Origin of the sequence: Leptolyngbya sp. UWPOB_LEPTO1, assembly GCF_017302695.1 — a bacterium.
Lineage (GTDB): Bacteria > Cyanobacteriota > Cyanobacteriia > Leptolyngbyales > Leptolyngbyaceae > Leptolyngbya > Leptolyngbya boryana.
The window spans coordinates 218,681-240,028 of sequence record NZ_JAFLCJ010000004.1 but is presented as its reverse complement, the minus strand read 5'-3'; the positions used below and the strand labels follow the sequence as shown (position 1 = coordinate 240,028).

General features: G+C 46.4%; 27 protein-coding genes. 5 read left to right on the top strand and 22 right to left on the bottom strand.

Translation table 11 applies throughout. The features are described from left to right. Positions 1-27: 27 nt before the first annotated feature. From J0L70_RS08635 to J0L70_RS08610, 6 genes are all read right to left on the bottom strand, one after another. Positions 28-870: a shikimate dehydrogenase gene (locus J0L70_RS08635; protein ID WP_287454086.1), complete on the bottom strand. Its 843-nt coding sequence runs from the start codon at positions 868-870 to the stop codon at positions 28-30. After that, the gene (gene minE / locus J0L70_RS08630) at positions 851-1,246 is read right to left on the bottom strand and encodes a cell division topological specificity factor MinE (RefSeq protein ID WP_017289987.1); all 396 of its coding nucleotides are present in this window, start codon (positions 1,244-1,246) and stop codon (positions 851-853) included. The genes J0L70_RS08635 and minE overlap by 20 nt, the downstream gene beginning before the upstream one ends. Positions 1,247-1,299: 53 nt before the next feature. Continuing rightward, the gene (gene minD, locus J0L70_RS08625; protein ID WP_017289986.1) at positions 1,300-2,100 is read right to left on the bottom strand and encodes a septum site-determining protein MinD; all 801 of its coding nucleotides are present in this window, start codon (positions 2,098-2,100) and stop codon (positions 1,300-1,302) included. A gap of 204 nt (positions 2,101-2,304) precedes the next feature. Continuing rightward, complete coding sequence (locus J0L70_RS08620; RefSeq protein ID WP_287454085.1) at positions 2,305-3,162, bottom strand: DNA-formamidopyrimidine glycosylase; 858 nt, start codon at positions 3,160-3,162, stop codon at positions 2,305-2,307. 103 nt (positions 3,163-3,265) lie between these two features. Beyond that, positions 3,266-3,508 (bottom strand): photosystem I reaction center subunit IV, encoded by a 243-nt coding sequence (locus tag J0L70_RS08615; RefSeq protein WP_017289984.1) that lies wholly within the window; start codon positions 3,506-3,508, stop codon positions 3,266-3,268. Between the two features lie 165 nt (positions 3,509-3,673). Next, positions 3,674-4,384 (bottom strand): hypothetical protein, encoded by a 711-nt coding sequence (locus J0L70_RS08610; RefSeq protein WP_287454083.1) that lies wholly within the window; start codon positions 4,382-4,384, stop codon positions 3,674-3,676. Positions 4,385-4,599: 215 nt separating this feature from the next. Between J0L70_RS08610 and J0L70_RS08605 the strand changes: the two genes are divergently transcribed. Beyond that, positions 4,600-5,277 (top strand): GvpL/GvpF family gas vesicle protein, encoded by a 678-nt coding sequence (locus J0L70_RS08605; protein ID WP_051077820.1) that lies wholly within the window; start codon positions 4,600-4,602, stop codon positions 5,275-5,277. A gap of 5 nt (positions 5,278-5,282) precedes the next feature. On the opposite strand, the gene J0L70_RS08600 is transcribed toward J0L70_RS08605, so the two are convergent. Together J0L70_RS08600 and J0L70_RS08595 are read right to left on the bottom strand one after the other, a co-directional pair. Next, positions 5,283-5,633, bottom strand: a complete 351-nt coding sequence (locus J0L70_RS08600) for a zinc ribbon domain-containing protein (RefSeq protein ID WP_287454081.1) — start codon at positions 5,631-5,633, stop codon at positions 5,283-5,285. Positions 5,634-5,647: 14 nt separating this feature from the next. Further along, positions 5,648-5,965, bottom strand: a complete 318-nt coding sequence (locus J0L70_RS08595) for a TIGR03792 family protein (RefSeq protein ID WP_287454080.1) — start codon at positions 5,963-5,965, stop codon at positions 5,648-5,650. A gap of 75 nt (positions 5,966-6,040) precedes the next feature. Between J0L70_RS08595 and J0L70_RS08590 the strand changes: the two genes are divergently transcribed. Together J0L70_RS08590 and J0L70_RS08585 are read left to right on the top strand one after the other, a co-directional pair. Then, a complete protein-coding gene (locus J0L70_RS08590) occupies positions 6,041-6,910 on the top strand; it encodes a TIGR02587 family membrane protein (protein ID WP_287454078.1) in 870 nt (289 codons plus the stop codon). Between the two features lie 9 nt (positions 6,911-6,919). Next, positions 6,920-7,309 carry a TIGR02588 family protein gene (locus J0L70_RS08585; RefSeq protein ID WP_268181168.1) on the top strand — a complete coding sequence of 130 codons (390 nt, stop codon included), beginning with the start codon at positions 6,920-6,922 and terminating at the stop codon, positions 7,307-7,309. Positions 7,310-7,337: 28 nt separating this feature from the next. Here J0L70_RS08585 and J0L70_RS08580 read toward each other — a convergent pair whose 3' ends face one another. The 8 genes from J0L70_RS08580 to J0L70_RS08545 all read right to left on the bottom strand — a co-directional run bounded on the left by J0L70_RS08580 (position 7,338) and on the right by J0L70_RS08545 (position 13,545). Next, positions 7,338-8,363, bottom strand: coding sequence for a fatty acid desaturase family protein (locus J0L70_RS08580; RefSeq protein ID WP_287454076.1), 1,026 nt, complete (start codon positions 8,361-8,363; stop codon positions 7,338-7,340). A 69-nt stretch (positions 8,364-8,432) separates the two neighbouring features. Then, positions 8,433-9,368: a cysteine synthase A gene (cysK, locus tag J0L70_RS08575; RefSeq protein WP_287454074.1), complete on the bottom strand. Its 936-nt coding sequence runs from the start codon at positions 9,366-9,368 to the stop codon at positions 8,433-8,435. Positions 9,369-9,499: 131 nt separating this feature from the next. After that, the gene (locus J0L70_RS08570) at positions 9,500-10,189 is read right to left on the bottom strand and encodes a HupE/UreJ family protein (RefSeq protein WP_190652145.1); all 690 of its coding nucleotides are present in this window, start codon (positions 10,187-10,189) and stop codon (positions 9,500-9,502) included. A 28-nt stretch (positions 10,190-10,217) separates the two neighbouring features. Beyond that, positions 10,218-10,583: a nitrile hydratase accessory protein gene (locus tag J0L70_RS08565; RefSeq protein WP_017289975.1), complete on the bottom strand. Its 366-nt coding sequence runs from the start codon at positions 10,581-10,583 to the stop codon at positions 10,218-10,220. A 19-nt stretch (positions 10,584-10,602) separates the two neighbouring features. Beyond that, on the bottom strand, positions 10,603-11,211 hold the full coding sequence (gene nthA, locus J0L70_RS08560; RefSeq protein ID WP_287454072.1) for a nitrile hydratase subunit alpha: 609 nt from the start codon (positions 11,209-11,211) through the stop codon (positions 10,603-10,605). Between the two features lie 40 nt (positions 11,212-11,251). Beyond that, positions 11,252-11,971: a nitrile hydratase subunit beta gene (nthB, locus tag J0L70_RS08555; protein ID WP_017289973.1), complete on the bottom strand. Its 720-nt coding sequence runs from the start codon at positions 11,969-11,971 to the stop codon at positions 11,252-11,254. Positions 11,972-12,018: 47 nt separating this feature from the next. After that, complete coding sequence (locus J0L70_RS08550; RefSeq protein ID WP_017289972.1) at positions 12,019-12,534, bottom strand: DUF1097 domain-containing protein; 516 nt, start codon at positions 12,532-12,534, stop codon at positions 12,019-12,021. 51 nt (positions 12,535-12,585) lie between these two features. Further along, positions 12,586-13,545 carry a CobW family GTP-binding protein gene (locus J0L70_RS08545; protein WP_017289971.1) on the bottom strand — a complete coding sequence of 320 codons (960 nt, stop codon included), beginning with the start codon at positions 13,543-13,545 and terminating at the stop codon, positions 12,586-12,588. 434 nt (positions 13,546-13,979) lie between these two features. Between J0L70_RS08545 and J0L70_RS08540 the strand changes: the two genes are divergently transcribed. Continuing rightward, a complete protein-coding gene (locus tag J0L70_RS08540; RefSeq protein WP_017289970.1) occupies positions 13,980-14,909 on the top strand; it encodes a LysR family transcriptional regulator in 930 nt (309 codons plus the stop codon). Positions 14,910-15,055: 146 nt separating this feature from the next. Then, complete coding sequence (locus J0L70_RS08535) at positions 15,056-15,685, top strand: class I SAM-dependent methyltransferase (protein ID WP_287454070.1); 630 nt, start codon at positions 15,056-15,058, stop codon at positions 15,683-15,685. Here the strand turns inward: J0L70_RS08535 and J0L70_RS08530 are convergent. From J0L70_RS08530 to J0L70_RS08505, 6 genes are all read right to left on the bottom strand, one after another. Beyond that, complete coding sequence (locus tag J0L70_RS08530; protein ID WP_287454069.1) at positions 15,682-16,359, bottom strand: DsbA family oxidoreductase; 678 nt, start codon at positions 16,357-16,359, stop codon at positions 15,682-15,684. The two genes, J0L70_RS08535 and J0L70_RS08530, sit on opposite strands and share 4 nt — an antisense overlap. A gap of 29 nt (positions 16,360-16,388) precedes the next feature. After that, on the bottom strand, positions 16,389-16,979 hold the full coding sequence (locus J0L70_RS08525; RefSeq protein ID WP_287454068.1) for a TetR/AcrR family transcriptional regulator: 591 nt from the start codon (positions 16,977-16,979) through the stop codon (positions 16,389-16,391). A gap of 115 nt (positions 16,980-17,094) precedes the next feature. After that, on the bottom strand, positions 17,095-17,544 hold the full coding sequence (gene cynS / locus J0L70_RS08520) for a cyanase (protein WP_017289966.1): 450 nt from the start codon (positions 17,542-17,544) through the stop codon (positions 17,095-17,097). A 67-nt stretch (positions 17,545-17,611) separates the two neighbouring features. Next, on the bottom strand, positions 17,612-18,496 hold the full coding sequence (locus tag J0L70_RS08515; RefSeq protein ID WP_017289965.1) for an ABC transporter ATP-binding protein: 885 nt from the start codon (positions 18,494-18,496) through the stop codon (positions 17,612-17,614). Positions 18,497-18,564: 68 nt separating this feature from the next. Then, a complete protein-coding gene (gene ntrB / locus J0L70_RS08510; RefSeq protein ID WP_017289964.1) occupies positions 18,565-19,419 on the bottom strand; it encodes a nitrate ABC transporter permease in 855 nt (284 codons plus the stop codon). A gap of 8 nt (positions 19,420-19,427) precedes the next feature. Beyond that, positions 19,428-21,026: an ABC transporter substrate-binding protein gene (locus J0L70_RS08505; protein ID WP_026148863.1), complete on the bottom strand. Its 1,599-nt coding sequence runs from the start codon at positions 21,024-21,026 to the stop codon at positions 19,428-19,430. Positions 21,027-21,348 lie beyond the last annotated feature (322 nt).

The following is a 21,348-nucleotide window of genomic DNA, read 5'->3' as shown; positions in this document are numbered from 1 at the left end:
ACGGATTGAGCGCGTTAATCGCAGTCCCTAGCTTGAATGAGCTAACCCCAAATGGTTCTGTAAAGCTTGTCGCATCACCTCGACGGGAACCTCTTGCTGCGTCCAGATTTCTAATGCTGCTGCACCTTGCTGAACGAGCATCTCTAATCCGTCGATCGCGGTTGCTCCCTGTTGCTGTGCCTGTTTTAAAAATCGCGTCGGATTCGGCACATAGATGAGATCATATGCGATCGCATTTTCTTGAATCCGTTCTGCTTGGTGATCCGTGATGGGAGAATCATCAAAATTCGGCGACATGCCGATCGGCGTTGTATTGACAATCAAATCGGCATGAGGCAACAGATCAGAAAGCTGATCCCAAGTGTGCGTCTTCAAAGCGCTTAAGTTCCAAGCTGCCTGAAATTCCTGAAGTTTACTGCGTCCCACTACATGAATTTCAGAACATCCTAACTCAGCACATCCGGCAACAACTGCCCGCGCCGCACCTCCATTTCCTAGGACAACTGCAACCGAGGGGGCGTGAGATCGCAAGGGCGCAAGAAATCCTGTGATATCGGTATTTGTTCCAATCCAGCCCGATTCCCCTTTCCACACGGTATTCACCGCGCCAATGGCTTTTGCTGCATCCGTAATTTCAGACAGCAGAGGAATGATTGCCTGCTTATGCGGAATCGTAATACTAAACCCTTGCAAATCGATCGCGGCAAAACCTGCGATCGCAAGTTTCAAATCTCGAACTCGAAATGGAACATAGATAAAATCTAAGCCCATCTTCTCGATCGCAGCATTGTGCATGATTGGGGAGAGAGAATGCTCGATCGGATCGCCAATCACCCCCAGAAGTTTCGTTTTACCCGTTATTTGCTTCATTCTCAGGCTTGAGCAAATCGAGTTGCTTATGATCAGAGTCTTCTTCAGTTAACGTTGCTTCAGTCAGCGTCAAATCTGGAACAGCCATTGCCATTTCTTCGGGAGTCGGATCTGGAATAGGACGAATTCGACGAATCGGCAAATTTGCGATCAGCGAAGTCGATCGCTGATGATTTTCGAGTTGGAACTCCGTACCCTCATCCAATTCCACATATCGCGAAACGACATCTAGAATTTCCTTACGTAATTCTTCAACTAAATGCGGCGGCAAATCTGCTCGATCGTGGGCGAGGACTAGCTTCAATCGCCGTTTGACATCATTGCGGCTATTGTCGAACCCGCGAGGAAATATTCGTTCTAGAAATTCAGTGATCATTGGCTAAAGATGCAAACGGGATAAGCGAACAAGGACGGCCCAAAACACAGGCGCTATTTTTTCTTAAATTTACCGAAGAGACGTGAAAAGAAGCCTTCGGGTGGAGCTTCGAGACTCATCAAGGGTACTCGTTCTCCCTCCAGACGACGCACAATATTGTCAAAAGCAGTCGCTGCCTGTGAGGGTGTTTCTGATAATACCAGCGGCTCACCTTTATTCGTTGAGACGATCACTTTTTCATCATCTGGGACGACGCCGAGCAATTGCACTGCCAGAATTTCCTGCACGTCTTCGACTGACATCATGTCGTTGGCTTGTACCATGCCTGGTCTGATCCGGTTGACAATGAGGTTAATCCGTTTGATGCCACTCGCTTCGAGCAGTCCAATCACGCGATCGCCATCTCGAACCGCCGCAATTTCCGGGGTCGTAACAATAATTGCTTCACGCGCAGCCGCGATCGCGTTTTGGAATCCCATTTCAATCCCCGCGGGACAGTCGATCAAGATATATTCATACACCCGTGCTAATGCATTCACCAGTTGCCGCATTTGATCCGGAGTCACGGCTTCTTTGGTGCGGTTTTGAGCCGCCGGAAGTAAGACCAAATTCTGAAAGCGTTTATCTTTGACTAAGGCTTGTTCGAGGCGGCATTGACCTGCCAAAACTTCGACCGCAGTATAGACAACCCGATTTTCCAGTCCCAGTAACAAGTCTAGATTTCTCAACCCAAAGTCAGCATCAATGACCGCCACTTTGCGTCGCCGTTTTGCAAGTGCCATGCCGAGATTGGCAGTTGTGGTGGTTTTGCCGACTCCACCTTTTCCGGAGGTAATTACGATGATACGCGCCATTAATTAAGATCAGCTTTTGAAAGGAACGGAGTTTGCCGATTACAGGTTTTATAGGATATCAGAATTCGGCATTTTTCTAAGCTCGAATTCTAAATTCATCGCAAAATAGAAAATCTTTCCGATTTTACGATCGCTTCAGCATAGCGCAAGCCAAAAAAGCAACATCGCTTCTCTACAAAGATTTACCGCTTTTGTGAATCATCGTTACGGTTTGCGAACCGCCTGAGAAAACGGCGGCTGGCAGTTCGGACAAAAATGTGCCGATCTCCCGGCTAATTTGACTCGCTCGATTGGGGTTTCACAGGTTCGGCAGCGATCGCCCTCTCGCCCATATACCCAAGCGATGCCGCCATAGTTACCATTCACACCCGATACATCTCGAAAGTCACTAAAACTCGTGCCGCGCGCGGCAATGCTATCTGTGAGCACTCGGATCACGTTGGCTCGCAGTCGTTGGGCTTGCCGAGGATTGAGATCAGCACAGAGCGTTTCTGGGTGAATTCCACTTAAAAATAAGGCTTCATCGGCGTAGATATTGCCGACTCCTGCGACAAGCATTTGATCGAGTAGAGCCGTTTTAATTGAGCGTTTTCGCCCCTGCAACTGCGCGTAAAAGTACTCGTCTGAAAATTCCGCCGAAAAGGGTTCGTGACCCAATCGTTGCAAGCCTGTAATGATGGTTTTGGGGTCTTGTTCCCCGATGACATGCCAGATTTGCCCAAACGTGCGCTGATCGACAAAGCGTAATTCTCGATCGTGCTCAAAAAAGAATCTTACGCGCGTGTGTTTCTGTAAGGGTTCAGCTTGATTCATCCACAAAAGCTGCCCGGTCATTCGCAAATGCACGCCTAACCAACCGACCGGATCGAGTTTGGCAAGCAGATATTTTCCGTAGCGATGCCATTCTCGGATGGATAATCCGATCAGACCGTCGATGAATTCAGACGATGAAGGATGAGCGATCGTGCGATCGAGTAACACGGCTCCGCCTTGGATCGGTTGATGGAGCGTCACCTGATTGAGTCCTAATCGCACAGTTTCGACTTCAGGCAGTTCTGGCACAGAAAACTCACGGGGAATAAAAAATCGGGCAAGAACAAACAGAAGAAACGTTCTTGCCCGATTTATTGTATCAATTACAAAGCCGCGATTTCTCGCCCTTTGCTTATTTTGCCGCAGCTTTAGGAGCTTTCTTGGGTGCTTCGACTTCTTCAAGTTCGCTAAGAGCGAAGTTGTTGGTATTGACACCGCTGGCAGTACCGCTGTATCCGGTATAGTTCACCTTGTCAAAACGGACGATCACTGGATATTTGATACCGCTTTGGTCGATCGACGCAACTGTGCCGATGTCGCGATACCAGTAGGACTCTTTGCGCAAAATGCGGACTTTAGAACCACGTTGAACCATGATTGTTCTTTTCCCTTTATTTTGAAAATTAACGGACTCAGTGTGGCGATCAAATGCAAGAGCGGATGATGCCAGATTTGCCACACGATGGTCAATTTTCCCCAATTTACTACGCTATCTGAACGGTTCAGCGATTGGCTTCACAGGTTGAAACATTCTGAAACATTAGCGCGATCGCGAATCGGCAGATTGAGGGGAGAAATTTGCCGGGCTAGGCACGATCGAGAACTGTAATGCCTCGGGGAATGCGGGCTGCACTTGGGCTAATCGCTGCCGCGACGAGTGCACTAGACTGAGAACTTCGCCCTTTGTCGTGACTGATCCTGTGGAAGGACTGGGTGCAGATGGAGATAGCCCGGTCTTCATCGTCCGAGGATTGAGAGGTTGAGTCACTTTCGCGGTGACGACGGGAGCGCTCATGAGCTTTGCTTGACGATCGACTTGCGATCGCATTGTCGTGAAGTCATGCGTCGATTGGTGCAGCGCGCAATATACTTGCACTTGTTCTAAGCTTGCGCCGTCGGTTCCTGCGACTTCTCCAAGTTCTGCAGGGGGTGAGCAAAGGAAATCCGGCTTGGGATAATTGGATTTGAGAAAGCGCTCAACCGCAGAAATATGGAGCAAAATTTGTCCACCGATCGTTTTGAGACGCGTTGCTTCGGGAGTCGCTGCAGAGCGTTCCACACGATCGAGCAATCTGACTTGGTCTTGGGTCAATCGATGCGCTTCTCGCCAATAATCACGCGTTGCATCCTCAATGGGTGCGTTAGAGCGGGTACTTGCTCCGGCAAATGGTGCACTGAGCAAAAAACCAGCTGATGCTAGCCCGATCAAAAGAACATACCGCATATTTCTCCGTCCCGCTTTATCTGCCACAGGTACGATTTTCCTGTTTATCCAATTCATTCAACACTGAGAAAGGGTGGCTCTGCCGATCTACATCCGTATCTTTACGGGATTTTTAATTTTAGAGTTGTAGCATCTTTTGTAAATTTCAAGCCGCATCCTAATTTTCAAATTTTCGTATGCACTTCCGTGGGATTCTTTGTCGATCGCATAGACTCAGGATGGAGCATCGATCAAGCCTCGCAATGTATACCTACGCTTTCTTTAAAACACCAAGTTCGTCCCTACAGTTGAGTGAAGGGATCGCCGGAAGACTGGAAATCATTACGATTCAGGGTTTGTCTGCTTTAGTAGAACCAGATTTCGAGTTTGAGACGATCGAGAAGGATGATACGCAATTAGTCCAAGCTGTTTTGACGCACGATCGCGTGATCTGCGATTTGTTTTGGCAGGTGACAATTCTCCCGCTGCGATTTGGGACGCAGTTTTTATCGCGCGATCGCTTACTCAAACACTTATCAAAGAATGCAACCCAATATTTAGACAAGCTGAATCAGCTTGAAGGAAAAGCAGAGTATCGATTGAAATTAACGCCGATCGAGATCGAGTTACCGAATGATCCAGAGATGAACGGCAAACTAAAGGGACGAGAGTATTTTGAGGCGAAGCGACAGCATTTCCAGTTACAACTCGATCAGCAGGAATTGCAGCGGCAGGAATTTCAACGAATTCTGACTGAGATCGAACAGATTTATCCCGATACGATGCTGAAGGCGGGGTCTGATGGAGTGGAGAAACTCTATTTATTAGTAAATAAGCAAGAAGAGATGGAGTTATATCAGCATTTGGATGAATGGCAGCAGCAGTATCCGCATTGGGAATTGGGTTTAGGTGAGGCGTTACCGCCTTATCACTTTGTCTAACCTGTCTAACGTTTTGCCAAAACCAAACCGAGACTTAAAACGATTAACGCAATTAATGCGATCCAACCCGCATTACGACGAAGCCAGACTCCGGGCTGCATCTCATATCGAGTGGGTGTACTCAGGATCGGCACGGTAATGTTGTGGTACATGGTACATTCCCGTGCATCTGGGCGCTGTGGATAGTTACAAGAATCATCTGCGTCATAAATGCAGGTTTTACACAGCGATTCAGTTCCGGTAGCACGGTGTAGGACAATACCGGGATGTCCATAGGCTTTGAGCGGTGTGCGACAGCGTGAACAGGCGATCGCGTTAGAGGGCATCGATTGACCACAACGAGGACAATTTGGCATGACTATCGGTAGCTTTACTTCACGGAATGTGCGTTAAATTTACGAACCTGATATTCTTTTTGCTCTAAAAATGGGAAGCTTTGTCCCATCGCTTTGACAAACCGTTCTTCAGTCTCTTCTAAGACCGAAGCCGGAACATTCTTCCACGCATCCTTTGTTTCCCAATGAATGACCATGGTTAATTCCGATTCATCCTGAGGATTCAACCAGATTTCTTTTCCAACATAGCCCGGATACTTTGAAAGTGTCGCTGTCCAAATCTCGGCATCTTTTTGAATATAAGTTTCTCTTAGCTCGATCGGAACTTTCACTTTCAACCATTCAATCACCATAGTTCTACCTGCAGAGGAATGACGTTAATCTGCTCAATCGACTAGCTTAGATTCTAACGCTTTCGGATAAGGCTAATGCTGAGGATGCAGGTTGAGGAGCAGTGGAAAACTGAGCTTATAGATTTAGTACGGGGTGCATCGGGCGGCTTCTTATTTGGAATTCCATTACTTTACACCATGGAAGTTTGGTGGATTGGCTCATATGTTAGTCCCGTGAGAATGCTATTCGCACTGGGATTCACTTTCTTAATTGTCTTTCTGCTGAATCAAACATCAGGGTTCAGAAATGATACGACGACACAAACCTTTGATGCGTTGAAAGATTCAGTTGAAGCTTTAGCGATCGGGATTGTCTGTAGTGGCTTAACGCTGGTTCTACTGCAAGAAATTACATTCAATGTGTCACTTTCAGGAGCCTTAGGAAAGCTGATCTATGAAAGTGTGCCTTTTACGCTTGGGGTCGCCTTGGCGAATCAATTTTTAGGCAAAGATCAATCGCGATTAGGAACCGATTCCAATCCCAAACAAGGTTCCAATCCCAAACAAGGTAGTGCAACTCTATCAGATATTTCAGCCACTTTGATTGGCGCGCTGATCATTGCATTTAACATTGCGCCAACCGATGAAATTCCGATGCTCGCTTCGGCTGCAACTGGAGGCTGGCTACTCGCAATGATGGCAGCTTCTTTGGTGATTTCCTATTGCATTGTGTTCGCAGCAGGATTTGGTCGGCAAGCTCAACGATATCAGCATCAGGGGGTGTTTCAGCGCCCGTTCGGAGAAACGATCGCTGCTTATTTAGTCTCTCTGTTTGCTGCCATGTTAATGCTAGTATTTTTCCAAAAGCTGCACTTCGATGATCCGTGGCAGCTTTGGTTGAGATACACGATCTTATTAGGACTGCCTGCTGCGGTGGGGGGAGCGGCAGGACGGTTAGCAGCTTAGGAGGATGAGATGACAGACCGGAAACCCAGAACGATCGCGGAGTGGGTGACATTTGGGATTGCCAGTTCGATATTGAGCGCGATCGCGGGACTTGTGATCTATGTTTGGGCTTCTGAGCGCCACGAGCCGCCTGCGATTTCAATCGAACAGAATCAAGAGATTCGGCAAACTCAGGGTAAGTTCTATGTTCCGTTTGCGGTGACGAATACAGGTGGAGAAACTGTAGAGTCGCTGCAAGTGATTGCAGAATTGAGAGTGAACAATCAGATTGTTGAAGCAGGCGATCAACAGATTGATTTTTTGTCGAAAGATGAGAAGGAAGAAGGCGCATTTGTGTTTCAGCGCGATCCGCGTTTGGGAGAATTAACCGTAAGAGTGACAGGTTATAAAATCCCGTAAAAAAGTACTGTGCTGTTGAAATCCAAACTTAGGACGGAACGACTAAAAAAGAAACTTCTGTTGCTCCATAAAATTTGTCGAACTGAAGATTGCCGTGTTGCGTCAAGACTTCTCCTTGTCCACTGTAGATGCGCGAGACGCGAAAGCGATGATAGTTCCTGAGGAGCGATCGCAAAATGAGGTAATGGCTCTGACTATCTGAATAAAGTTGTCGATCGAGCTTGGGCAAAGAATACCAGGGACACGTCATATCTGCATGATGAGCATTGTGATACCCAAAATTGAGCAGGATTAGATTCAGCCAGGGATATTGATGAGAGACGATATTAGAAAAAGTGTTCGCTTGCTCATAGATATTGGCTTCCTCGCGAGAAATGTTTTGAAACTTTTGAGGTAAGGGAACTCCTACAGGTAGCGATTCATAAGTATGTTGAAACGCATCCATTAACCGTAGGATGTGAATCATGCTGATATAAGCAACTAAATATAGAAGTAGCGCTTTGAGAGAAATCGCCCCGAGTACAGCAAAGAGAGCGCTGCGAATCAAAAAAATCGAGACAACCCGAATGCGATCGTGTCTGCGCTCAAATTGCCTAAAAGGAGCAAGTATCAAACGAATTCGCAAGAAGAATGCGAGCGAGGGAATGTAGAGCCACTCGCTTGCCAGAAAAGTAAATCTAAGGAGCGATGGTAGCGAGTCAAGAAATGCAACGAGATTGAATCGGCAATAGTCAATGCGATCGGTATGATGAGCAATGTGCATCTTCATTAACTCAGAGAATCGCACATAGCAACTTCCATTCAGCCACAGCATCACATTGCCTCCAAACGCATTCCAGCGCAGATGCGAGAAAACGTTAGCGTGCATAAACTCATGTGCAAGATAGGTTGCTAACGTTAAACTGTGAGTGAGAAGTAACACGCCAACAATGTTCAGCCAACTAGCAGGCAGTAAGAGAAGCCCAATTCCTGTACTATAACTGCTCAATGTATAAAAGATAGCGAGTCCATTCCAAAACAGCTTTAGGGAATGTAAATCTCGTTTTAAGTACATTGTTCTAGACACCATACTTGAACTCAATTCCTCTTGATGACTTTAGGTTAGGTCAATCTGTTCGATGAGTTACCCATCCTGAAATAAAACTGTACTCAGGTATCGCTCTCCAAAGCTTGGCTGAATGAAGACAATTAACTTCCCGGCATTCTCTGGACGCTTTGCTAGCTGAATTGCTGCACTCAAGTTCGCCCCCGCAGAAATGCCTGACAATAATCCTTCTTCGCGAGCTAAGCGACGACTATAGTAAATCGCATCCTCATCCTTAATTTGTATGACTTCATCAATCAGTTCAAGTCGCATCACATCCGGCACAAATCCTGCTCCAATCCCTTGAATCTTGTGCATTCCTGCTTGCCCACCGGATAGCACAGGACTATTTTTTGGCTCGACTGCGATCGCTTGAATCTCTGGTTTCTTCTGTTTGAGGGTTTCCGCTAATCCCGTAATCGTGCCGCCTGTCCCCACACCTGCAACCACGATATCAACCTGTCCATCGGTATCTGCCCAAATCTCCTCGGCAGTTGTTTCTCGATGAATTCTAGGATTAGCCGGGTTTTTAAATTGATTCAACATAAACGCATTGGGAATCGTCGCAACTAATTCCATGGCTCGATCGACGGCTCCCTGGCTAAATAGATGACCGGGTGTAAGTTCTAACTCCGCTCCGTAAGCTTTTAACATTGCCCGTCTTTCCATGCTCATTGTATCTGGCATGGCAACAATCAAGCGATATCCTTTAGCAGCGGCAACCATTGCAAGCGCAATTCCAGTATTGCCTGTCGTTGGCTCGACTAAAACCGTTTTACCGGGTTCAATCAGACCTGCGGCTTCTGCCGCTTCAACCATGCTGATCCCAATGCGATCTTTGATAGAAGCGGCGGGATTCATCCCTTCTAGCTTCGCCACAATCTGTGCGATGCACCCTTCTGTTTGAGGAATGCGCTTGAGTCGGACGAGGGGAGTCCGACCAATAAGATCAGTGACATCATCGGCAATTCGCATGATTTTATCTCTGCAACTTGAACGGAAATTGCTAGCGGATTAGTCAACAATCATACTCCACTCAATGATGAGATTGAGTGGAGGTGCTGCGCTCTTATTTCTGAAAGTCGTTTTACAAGGATTTCGCTGAGTTACCCTTTGGGTAATGGGACAAGGACATCGATAATTTGGGAAAACAGAAACGTGATACCAATTCCACAAATTACAAATCCAGTAGAGCGTAAGCTAGCAGAAACCTGTGATTGCTCAAGCAAACGTTTCCCTAACTTAAAGACAACCAGGACTACCCCCAACTGAATACAAGTAAAGCCGAGCAAATAGGCGAGCATCGGAGTCATCTGTGCTCCAAAAATTGCCTCGCCATAAGCATAGCCATGACAGACTCCTGCGATCGCACTCAGTCCAAAGACTGTTGTACTATTTAGGTCGTCTTTTCGAGTCAGCAAGATGCCTACAATGAGAATGGATGCAGCGATCAGGAGTTCAACCCCTGGCAAACTCAGTCCAATCAGGTGTAGTCCTGCTCCTAGCATTGCCGACAAGATAAACGCGATTGGAATCATAATCCCTTGTCGTTTCGCGACAGCTAAGAGTGCGATCGCGACGACGAATGCAAAGTGATCCACGCCAATGAGAGGGTGTGCTAGCCCCGACAGAAAGCCTTCAAAGAAGTTCCTCGGCATTTTTCCGTCCATCGCATGGTGAGCCATTGCGGGAGATGCAATCAGCAAAACACTGGCGATGCTTAGAAGAAGGACTCGCTTTGGTTGCAGAAGTTGACTGAAGGAAGCTAGTCTAGAAACCTTGCTTTGATTGATCATTCTGACCTCATGTATCGTACTTAGGATGTTATTGAATTGCAGAGAGAGCAGTCTTCTCTTGAGCAATCATTTCAGCCGTTCGCTGCTCTAGTTCTTCTGGCGAAATCAGATCAGAGTCTAACGTTAATCGCTCTAAAGCCAATAGCCAACGCATGTAATAGTCCCAATCCGGATCGTCTTTACAGTGAGTTGCTTCCCACTCTGCGATCGAAGTAATTAAGCCTTGGCGAAAATCTTCCCACTCATAGTGTCCTTTTTTAGAGAGCGCGATCGCCATCCCAAACGCGCGTCCTTCCCAAGGCCTTGCAAATAAAAGTTCTCCATTGCTGCGAGGCGGAGCATTCGGATCAACTAGCATACTCGCAGCCGCAAACTGCTCAAATTTGACCTGCATTTAACTCTCCCTCCGCTTTCTAAGCGGGAACAACAACTTTAGCTGCCCCTTGCATTGATTCAGGGGTAATGATGGCAGCAAGCTGCTCCTCTGTCCAACCCTCGGTTCCATCTGGGCGTTCTGGAACCACAAACCATCGGATTTGGGCGCTCGTATCCCAGACTCGAATTTCAGTCGATTCGGGAATGTCTAGCCCAAATTCTTGCAAGACTTTGCGAGGTTCGCGAATTGCTCTCGCTCGAAACGTCGGATCTTTGAACCAGTAGGGCGGCAGTCCTAATACAGGCCACGGGTAGCAGGAACACATCGTACAAACAATGAGATTGTGAACGTCATCAGTATTCGCAACTGCTTTCATGTGTTCACCTTCTGCACCTGCCATGCCACGCGGAAAATTCATCAATGCGATCGCAGACGGCGTATCTTCGAGCAATTGCTGCTTAAACTCTGGATCAACCCAGGCTTTTGCAACAATTTTGGCACCATTAAACGGTCCCATATCTTTCTCAAAAAACTCGATTACCTTGTCAACCGTTGCACTGGTAATGACCCCTTTCTCAATTAGCAACGACTCTAACGCTCTCACACGAGCAGCACTATAAGTTTCGCGATCAATGCTATCAGCCATGTCTCACATCCTTAATCAAACAAAATCAAGCGCACCCAAATTAAGCCGGATCTTCTAGATAGCCTTCAAAAATTTGGACGTAAATCCATGTTTTTGGCTCGGTCAAATTGCCCCAAATTTCGTGAGAATCAAATTTGACGTTGTAGATGGGCATCGGATCGCCGACTCCATCGCCTGTTGGGAAGTAATAGTTATAAGCCCCTTCATAGACCACATCAATCACTCCCTGCTTCGTGCGGAGGTAGCCTGGTAGCTTGCAGTGATCGGTTGGAGGTGGATTTCTGACCGTGACCACATCGCCAACCTTGAACTTCGGCTGAATGGCAACGTCACACTTCGGCGAATCTCCAACCCGCAAGTATTCCATCACTTGATCGTCGATCGCAGGTTCTTCTGCTTGAGGGAGCGGTGCATCTAGCTGTTCTAGGTAAGCTGCTGTTTTTGAATCCAGTTCTTCTTTAGAAACATAGCCAGATTCAACAAAGAAACCAGAGATGCCACCGAGCCACTTTTCGTAGTAGCGGTACTTGAAATAGTCGAAGGGGTTTAAACCTTCAGCACCTTTGCGAAGATGTCCCCACGTCCAGAAACTCTTAAACTGAGTCGGAACTGTCTTGACTGCTTCTAGATGATTACTTAACGCCATCATTGCCACATGAATGCCAAAGATGCGCTCTTCCCAAGGTTGCACAAAGACTCGCTTTTCAAAGCTAGAAGGTTCAAGTCCCTCAAGTCCACCCAGGTAGTGCTGTAGCTTCATTTTTTCGTTTCTCCTAATTGAACACGCAAAGGTGAATCACGATTTATCTAAACGCGGGACTGCTCTCTGGCGGAGATGGGTTGTGTGGTCATCGCATCTCCCCACATTTCGGAGAGATAGCCGAAGATTCCGCCTAAAATCATTGCTGCTGCTGCGACCAGTGCTGGATTTTCTAGTCCTGGAGTTGTAATCGCTTTCCCAGTTGCAATCGTAGTTCCAACGGTCGAGGCAAATCCCCAAACGATGGCAGGAATCGCCCTAAGTAGAGGAACTTTGGAAGCCTGCACCATCGCTGCACTGCCGATACCAACGCAGATCGCCGCGATCAAAGGATTGCTTCCCAAGGCTGAAATCGAGAGCAGTGTCAAAGATGCGATCGCGATTCCGGTGAGGTTAGAAGCAATGCTCTGCTTTAAGCCAGAAGATTTGCCCCCTAAGATAAAGAAGGATGCCCAAGCAATGAATGTCACCCACACGGGGACAAGAATCAATGTTGCTGTGAGATAAGTATCCAATGCTCCTAAAGCACCAATACTGACACTGTACGCATCTAGCTTTTTCATACCCTTACTCCCTGTTTGTGAATGGTTTAGAGAACCTTACCTAAGCGAAACTTAGGACAGACATGATTGAAATCCACTTTTCAGTTCTGATTCCGGCAACTCCCGCCCGATGAAAACCATCTCATTTCGGCGCAGTTCGTCAAATTTCCACGGGCGTCCCGGTCTTCCTTCTAGAAGCATATGAACCCCTTGCAGCACAAACCGTCGATCTTCATCGTCTACATTCAAGATGCCTTTCATCCGAAAAATATTTTGCCCTTGCATCTGAATGAGTTGATTGAGCCAAGTTGTGAGCTTATCGCCATTGACGACCCCCGGTTCAACGATTGAAATCGAGAAAACAGTGTCATCATGCTCATGCGCGGCTTCATTGAGAAACTCTGGATCAATTGATAAAGCATTCTTGAGGTCAAAAGCTTTGACTCCTAAAATCGAGTCAATTTCTACATCACAGTTGTGAGTTCGATAGATCTTGGCAAAGGCATTCATCGATCGAATTCGGTTTTCTATTGTTTCGATTTGTTGAGGAGAAACGAGATCAATCTTGTTGAGTAAGATAACATCTGCAAAAGCGACTTGTTCTTGAGCTTCACTGCTGTCCCAATGTTCCTCAATGTGTTTAGCATCGACAACCGTGACCACTGCGTCTAAGTGAGTTTTAAATCGCATGGTTTCATCGACGAAAAATGACTGAATCACAGGTGCTGGATCAGCTAATCCAGTTGTTTCAATCACCAAATGATCAAACTTTTCGCGCTTCTCCATCAAGCTGCCGATAATGCGAATTAAATCCCCCCGGACTGTACAACAAATGCAGCCATTATTCATTTCTAATATTTCTTCATCTGCATTCAAGACAAGCTGACCATCGATTCCCACATCTCCAAATTCGTTCACAATCACAGCAACCTTTTTGCCATGTTCATAATGAAGAATGTGATTGAGCAGTGTCGTTTTTCCTGAGCCAAGATAACCTGTAATGATCGTAACGGGAATAGAGCTACTCAGCATACACAAATGCCTATAATTGCGAGCGGTTGAACGACTAAGTGGCTTGAAAGAATTTACTAACTGCGCCTTTTGCTTTGCTGTATCTTACGCCTATTGATCTCATTAATGCTGGTTGAAAAAAGTAGTGGCTGAGACAAAAGAATTAGAAGGTTAAATTGTGTCTAAGATGAACAAAAAATTCAACTTTATTCATCATGAAACAATAATTTCTCCTTTCAGTTCTGATAACAAAGCCTTCTTTAAAAACTTTATCTCCTGATTTGACTGCAAGTTTTATTTCTCAATGTCGAAAAGCTTAATTGAAGCAATAAATAGAAGTCAAAGCATTTTTGATATCGTATCTATCATCAAAATAGATAGATACGATACCTTCTCTTTGTCCATTGTCTGAAAAAATCCTGTTTACTACCATTCACACCCCTTTTCCTGGACTTATGGAACGAAAGCGTCAAAGCAAGATCAAGCTGGCGCAACTTCATGCTTTTATTGCAGTTGCAGAACACAATAGCTTCAGTGAGGCGGCTCTTGAGTTGGAGGTGGCGCAGTCAGCCGTAAGTAATGCGATCGCAGCACTCGAATCAGATCTCGGGATTGTTTTATTTTCTCGTGGGCGTTATGGTGCAGAACTGACTCCCGCCGGAGAGAGGGTGCTTACCCATGCTCAACAGATCGTACATCTGCAAGGACAAATCTTGAAAGAGGCAAATTTGCTGCGGGGTCTTCAAGGAGGCAAGGTGCGCCTGACCTCGATTCGCAGCGTTGCAACTCACCTGCTTCCAACAATTATTGCCCAGTTTCAACGACAGTTTCCAGGAATCACGGTGAGTGTGATCGAGCAGTTTGATGAACAGAGCATTGAGGATGATTTGTGTAAAGGACATGCTGACATTGGGTTTACAGATGACTTGATGACGGATGAGTTTGAAACTTGGGAGTTTTTGCAGGATGAGTTTGTGGTGCTACTTCCCTTGTCTTACACAGAACCACCCTTCAAGTTGGGGTGGGAGCACCTAAAATCCTATCCCCTGATCGTCGCGACGAATGGATTCACCTCTGACAAGTATGCTTACGAACACTGTGCGAGATTTTGCAGATCGATTCAACCTGTCTATCAAGCGAAATCTGACTCAACTGTTGTCAATATGGTTGCCCAAGGTCTAGGCGTTGCGATTCTGCCTCGTCTAGCGGCTGAACCCATCCCGCCCAATGTTGAAGTTCGTAGCTTGCCGATCCCCTTTTTTAGAACCATTCGGATGGCGATCGTCGCAAATCGTCCCCTTTCTCCTCATGCCTTTGCATTCATGGAATCCTTGAAATCCTCGACAGGTTGCTTCAACTCATCTTCTCTAGGACGGGCTAGCTAGTACAAATTCTGCTCCCGATTTGCACAATCTACAGCTTTCACAAGCCGAACTATCAACCCTCTCTAACTTCAATCCACTCAGTCGTTTCCAGACTCTACTAGGATAGAATGTTAGCTACTATCGCTTTGTTTTAAATTGAAATGAGCATGATTGAACCAGTCATCCGGCAGCAGTATGACCAAATGTCGGCGATCTATGATCAACGCTGGAGCCAATATATTTCCAATACGCTCAATTTTTTGAAAGCTTGGGCAGAGCTTGCCCCAACTGACAAAGTGCTGGATGTCGCCTGTGGTACTGGAGAGTTTGAGCAGTTGATTCTGACCGAACACTCAGAACAAAAGATGGTCGGAGTAGATATCTCTGAAAAAATGCTAGCGATCGCACAACAAAAACTGCAAGCTTATCCAAACGTCACGCTTTCTCTAGCATCTGCGGAACACTTACCCTTTGCGGATCAAAGCTTTGATGTCATTGTTTCTGCAAGTGCTTTCCATTATTTCGAGAATCCCGCGATCGCGCTTGCAGAGATGAAACGGGTACTGAAACCGAATGGGAAAATCATGATTCTCGATTGGTGTAAAGACTATTTACTTTGCCGGATCTGTGATCTGATCCTAAAAGTCACTGATCCGGCGCATCAGCAGTGCTATACCCAAGCTGAATTGCACGGTTTCCTGAAGGCTTCAGGCTTTGACATTACTCGTGCAACGAAAGTTCGGTTTGGTCTAGTCTGGGGAATGATGGTCGCAACTGCTTCGCCAAAGTTAAACTAGCACCAGGATTGTTCGTCGGGTGGATTGTGCAGCAATTCTCGAATATTTGCTTCGATTACGCGATAGCCCACATTGCCATTGAGCCTTTGTCGCCCTTCGTTAAAGATCAGCGTTGGACTCACTTCAACCGTATGCTCTTTTACTAAGTCAAGATCTTTCGAGAGTTGGGCATAAGCTTCCCCACTATCAATTTGTGCCTGAATCTCTGAGATCGGCAGTCCCAATTTCTCGGCAATTTCTAATTGAACTGCGCGATCGCCAACATTTGCCAAGTGCGTGAAGAACTGTTCTCGGAACGTCCAGATTGCTTTTTCAAAGACCTTTTCTGACTTTGGAATGATGCCCTTGAGTTCGAGTAACTGAATCGCGTGAAGAAACAAGTGACAAGAGGTGGAGGATGGAGGAACTACTGCTGTCCAAATCTCAGGGTGAACGGTAATGTGATTGAACTTTCCCGCCACATCTTGAACATGCTGACTATATCCTTGGAAGCCACCTTTATCCCGCCAGCGTTGCTCTAACTTTTCCCGAGCATTACCAAAAATGGGAACGAAATGATACTCGATCGCAATCTTGTCTTGAAAATTCGTTTTCAGTTCATCTAAACGAACTTGAGCGATGTAGGCCCAAACGCAAAGAACATCTGAGAAGTAAGAGATGCGAATAGGTTGCATGAGCTTCTCCAATAGCAGTCATGATTACTCTATGCTTTTAATGCTGATCGTAGCAACTGACGGACGGCATCAAAATGGCGCTGCAATCGGGTAGGCTCACTGTATAAGCGCCCAAGCAATAGCGCACCTTCGATCATGACGAGTAATTGTTCTGCTAAACTATCGGGGTCGATGTCCGGCTTGAGCTGATTTTGTCCGGCTTTCAGCGATCGAGCAATGGTAGCTTGCCATTCGTCAAACACTTGCATGAGATGATGCTGAAACGCGACATCTTGCTTGACGACTTCTACGATTAAATTTCCTAAAAAGCAACCTGCGCAATCAGGTTCAGCTAAATGTTTGGCTTCAAGTTGATCAATCATCCAAAAGACTTGAGCGATCGGATCATTCGAGGATGCTTGCGCGGGGTCAAGCACAGCAGTTTTGATCTGATTCCATTTAAAGTCAATCAGCGCATGAGCCAATTCATCTTTTGACCCAAAGTAGTTGTAGAAACTACCCGAGGACATGCCGCTCGCTGCGAACAGTTCCTTCAGTCCGGTTGACTGAAAACCTTGATGATGAATCAGAGCCTCAACAGCAAACAAAATATCTTCACGGGTACGTTTCAGATTGACCATGCGCTTGTCATTGAACGACGGTTAGCTTCTCCAATATTATGGCAGACACGAGCCTCGCTGCTTTCGTTTGAGCTATTTAAGACTTCAACGAGAAGAGCGAGTTACCTTTCCTGATTTACCACTTCTTATAGGGTAAGAACTTTCCGTTCATGATCACTTTGACGCGATCGCCTTTTGGATCTTCGATTTTTTCGATGTCTAACGTGAAGTCGATCGCGCTCATGATTCCATCTCCGAATTTTTCGTGGATGATCTCTTTCATCGGCATTCCGTAGACTTGCATGATTTCGTAGAACCGATAAATCAAGGGGTCGGTGGGAACGATCGGACCTAATCCTTTTGACGTAGAAGCCGTGAGTTCTGGTACGAGATCTTGGCTCAAATCCAACGCATGGAGTAACTTGCTTGCTTCGTCTTCAGAGGCAGTCGCTTGCCCATAAAACAGGGCGGCAATCCAAACTTCGTCACGGTTGAGAATCGTTTCTAAATCCGTGAAACTGATGCCTTTTGCTTTTTTAGCTGCAAGCAATTTCTGAGTCATTGCCGGAAATTCGGTACTTGACATAGTTCAATTTCTCCAAATCACAGATCAATCGTCTAGTTACACTTCAAAGCGCTTCAGCAGATCAAGATCAGCTACGGTTTTGGAGCCGGGATTCTTCGATCGCGCGCGTTTCACGAGATAAGTGGTGTTCGAGTTCTGCTTTCAGTTCATGGTAGCGCGGGTATTGGTCTAAGGCTTCACGACTGCGCGGACGGGGAAAGGGAACATCCAGAACTTCAACAATTTGGGCAGCGGGTCCACGGCTCATCATTACAATTTTGTCAGACAGCAATAAAGCTTCTTCGATACTATGCGTGATCAGAACGACCGTTTTGCGGTGCTGCTCCCAAATCCGTTCGATTTCGTCTTGTAAAAAGCCTCGCGTTAGTGCATCAAGTGCGCCGAAGGGTTCATCCATCAACAGAATTTGGGGATTGATCGACAAGGCTCGGGCAATGCCGACGCGCTGCTTCATCCCACCCGATAATTCATGCGGATGCTTGTGCTCAGCACCATGCAGTCCCACCAAGTCGATGTACTCTCGAACAATGTCTTTTTGCTGCGCGATCGAGAGATTCGGCTGCACCGTTTCAATGGCAAACCGAATGTTCTCAGCCACTGTCATCCAAGGCATCAGAGAATAGTTCTGAAACACAACTCCACGATCGGGGCCTGGACGATCGACCGGAACCCCATTGAGTAACACTTCTCCATGAGTGGGCTGTGTTAATCCAGCGATGATGTTGAGCAGGGTAGATTTCCCGCAGCCTGATGGACCAATAATCGAAACGAATGTATTGGGTTCAATCGTGAGATTAATCTCCGAGAGTGCAATGAAATCCGAAGAGGATCGCTTGAGTAACTTGTCTTGCCAGGTTTGCCGACCTGGAAAGACTTTGAATACATCCTTGAGAACAAGCTGAGCGCTAATTCCGGTTGTCGAAGTGGATAAATCAGTGTGCGAAGAAATCATAGCCCCTAGTGCCCTAATACAGTGTTGAGTCGTAGTTCGAGAAAGTCATGGAAGCGCTTGAGAGATGCCTATTGGGTTCGTTGTCCAAATGACACCCAGTTATGCAGTAGCCCGAGTAGACGATCGAGACAAACTCCTGCCAGTCCAATCACGACGATCGCGGTAATGATACTGGTGACATTGAGATTGTTCCACTCTGCCCAAACAAAGCTTCCTAGCCCTGTTCCGCCGACAATCATCTCGGCTGCTACAATCACGAGCCAAGAAATCCCAATACTAATTCGTAAGCCAGAAACAATACTGGGCGCAGCGGCAGGCAGAATGACCTTGCAAATGGTACGCCAGCGGGAAGCCCCAAGTGTTCGAGCGACATTGAGATAGTCGGTTGAGACGTTACTCACCCCAAATTTTGTATTGATCAGCGTCGCCCAAATGCTACTAATCGCGATTACAAACAGCGCTGTGCCCTCCGAACTTTTGAGGATGCCTAACCCCAGGGGAAGCCATGCAAGTGGAGAGACAGGACGTAGAAGTTGGATGAATGGATCAACGGCTTTAGAAGCAACGTCAGATAATCCAATCAAAATTCCTAGCGGAATCGCGATCGCGGAACCGAGTAAGAATCCCAACAGTACCCGCTGTAGGCTAGCGAATAGATGAGTTCCAATGCCTTTGTCATTGGGACCGTTATCGTAAAACGGATCGGAAATCCAACCCAAAAAATCTGAGATCGTGCGACTTGCAGGAGGCATCACCGGAGAAAAAATTTGATACTGTACGCCCAGTTCCCAGATGATTAAGATCCCAGAGAGCAATAGCAAAAACAGAATCAATGCCTGAATATTCTGATTTTCAAACCAAGGTTTGGACTTTTGCTGTTTTGATCCGAGCGATCGCGAGTTTGTGAGAGATGAGTTTGCCATGGCACTTACTAGACTCCAAATTGCTTCACTTGATCTTGAACATAGCTATCGACCTTGGCAGGATCAAAGGTGTCAAACTTGAGCGTTTCTACTCTAGTGGGTTCTGTCGGAGGAGTCTGTCCTAGCTCTTTTGACAAGTCTCGGGCTAAGTCAGTCATGTAAATTTGGTCAGCGATTTCTTGGAACTTAGCTTTGTCGGTCGGCATTAAGTCCCAACGTACCATCTGGCTGGAAATCCACTTCGCGAAGCTCTTCCAAGGATACGGATCAAACTTAATGCGATCGGGAACATCCAAGGATTCACCCAAACCATTGTCAAATTTCCCGGTCATCACAGCTTTGAGCACTGGCTCTGGCTGATTGAGATATTTCCGGGCTGCCATCTGTTGAGAGACACTTTCCCGGTTCTTCGCATCATCGGCATACGCGGCAGCTTCAATGATCGATTTATTGATCGTGCGGAAGGTGTTGGGATTCGCATCAATCCATTTCTGACTCGCTGCAAAAGCACAGCAAGGATGACCATTCCACAGGTCTTTGGTCAGCATGTGAATGAAGCCGACTTTCTCAAAAATAGCGCGTTGCCCAAAGTTGTCGGGCATTAAAAAGGCATCGATTTGTCCGGCTGCCATTTTTGCAACAGAGTCAGGCGGTGGAACAATTTCCAGCTTGACATCTTGATCTGGGTTCAAGCCTCCAGAAGCGAGGTAGTACCGCATCAGCAGATTGTGCATTGAATAGGGGAACGGCACCCCGATCGTCATTCCCTTAAAGTCTGCTGCACCTTTTACTCTGTCCTTGTGCTTCATCGCGACTGCGATCGATTGTCCATTGATGTTTTCAATGCTGGCAAGTTTGATCGGAAAGACCGAGGAGCCTAGCCCTAATGACATCGCGATCGGCATCGGAGAAAGCATATGATAGGCATCGAGTTCACCTGCGATCGCCGATTCTCGCACTGCTGCCCAGTTTGGCATTTTCTTCAGTGTGACATTTAAGCCGTATTTCTTGTAGATTTCAGCAGATTCAGCAACCAAAATGGGAATCGAGCAAGCAATGGGAATAAAGCCGATCGTCAAGTCTTTCTTCTCTAAATTTCCGGTGGTTGCTGTCGTGGAAGAAGTCGTGTTCTGCTGATTATTACCACCCGCGCAACTGGTTACAGTCACAACCGCAGCAGCAGCAGCAACTTTAATGAGAAAGTCACGACGACGGAACCGACTCAAGCGAATCGCATCCCCTAGAAACTCGGTTGCATTGGGACCAAATGCTGCTGCTAGCGCTTCGTCGAGTCCACCAGCGAGTTTGATCAGTTCATTACAGAGTTGGCGCTGTTCTGGAGGAGCTTGATCGATCGCTTTTAATAAAATCGCTTTACGAAACTCAGCATGGGTCAATGCTTGACCAAACTGCAAAGCATCTTCTGAGTAATGCCCCATTTGCACTAAGTCATCGACCAAGTCCACTGGATCTTGAGGCATTCCCTCGATGAATTTCCAATGGTCTTCTGCAACATGAGTCCCGCCACATGGACAAAACATTGAGCTTGTCAAAGGATCGAGAGAATAAGTCCGATCGGATTGAGAAAGATCCAGAGAAGTGGGCATACAGTATGAAAAATATATAGTGAATCAGAGTAGAAACATCTTACAAACTTGATCAAAGAAATAGTGTAGTAATGAATACGAAATAGTTCATAAAAGCAAATTAGATGTATCTGTGAAACGGGAGTCTTCTTATCATAAATAAATTTTTTATAGACAGGCTTAATCTCTTAAATTCCAAATCAGATCGCCGAAACCAGCCTTCTAATTCGGAAGCGCTGAATTTGAAAAATTCTTGCGATTTTTTCTGATGAAAATATCGCAAAACCTGTGAAAATAGGGTATTTGAAAAGATAATTTTGTCTTTTCAAATACCCATCTTGCT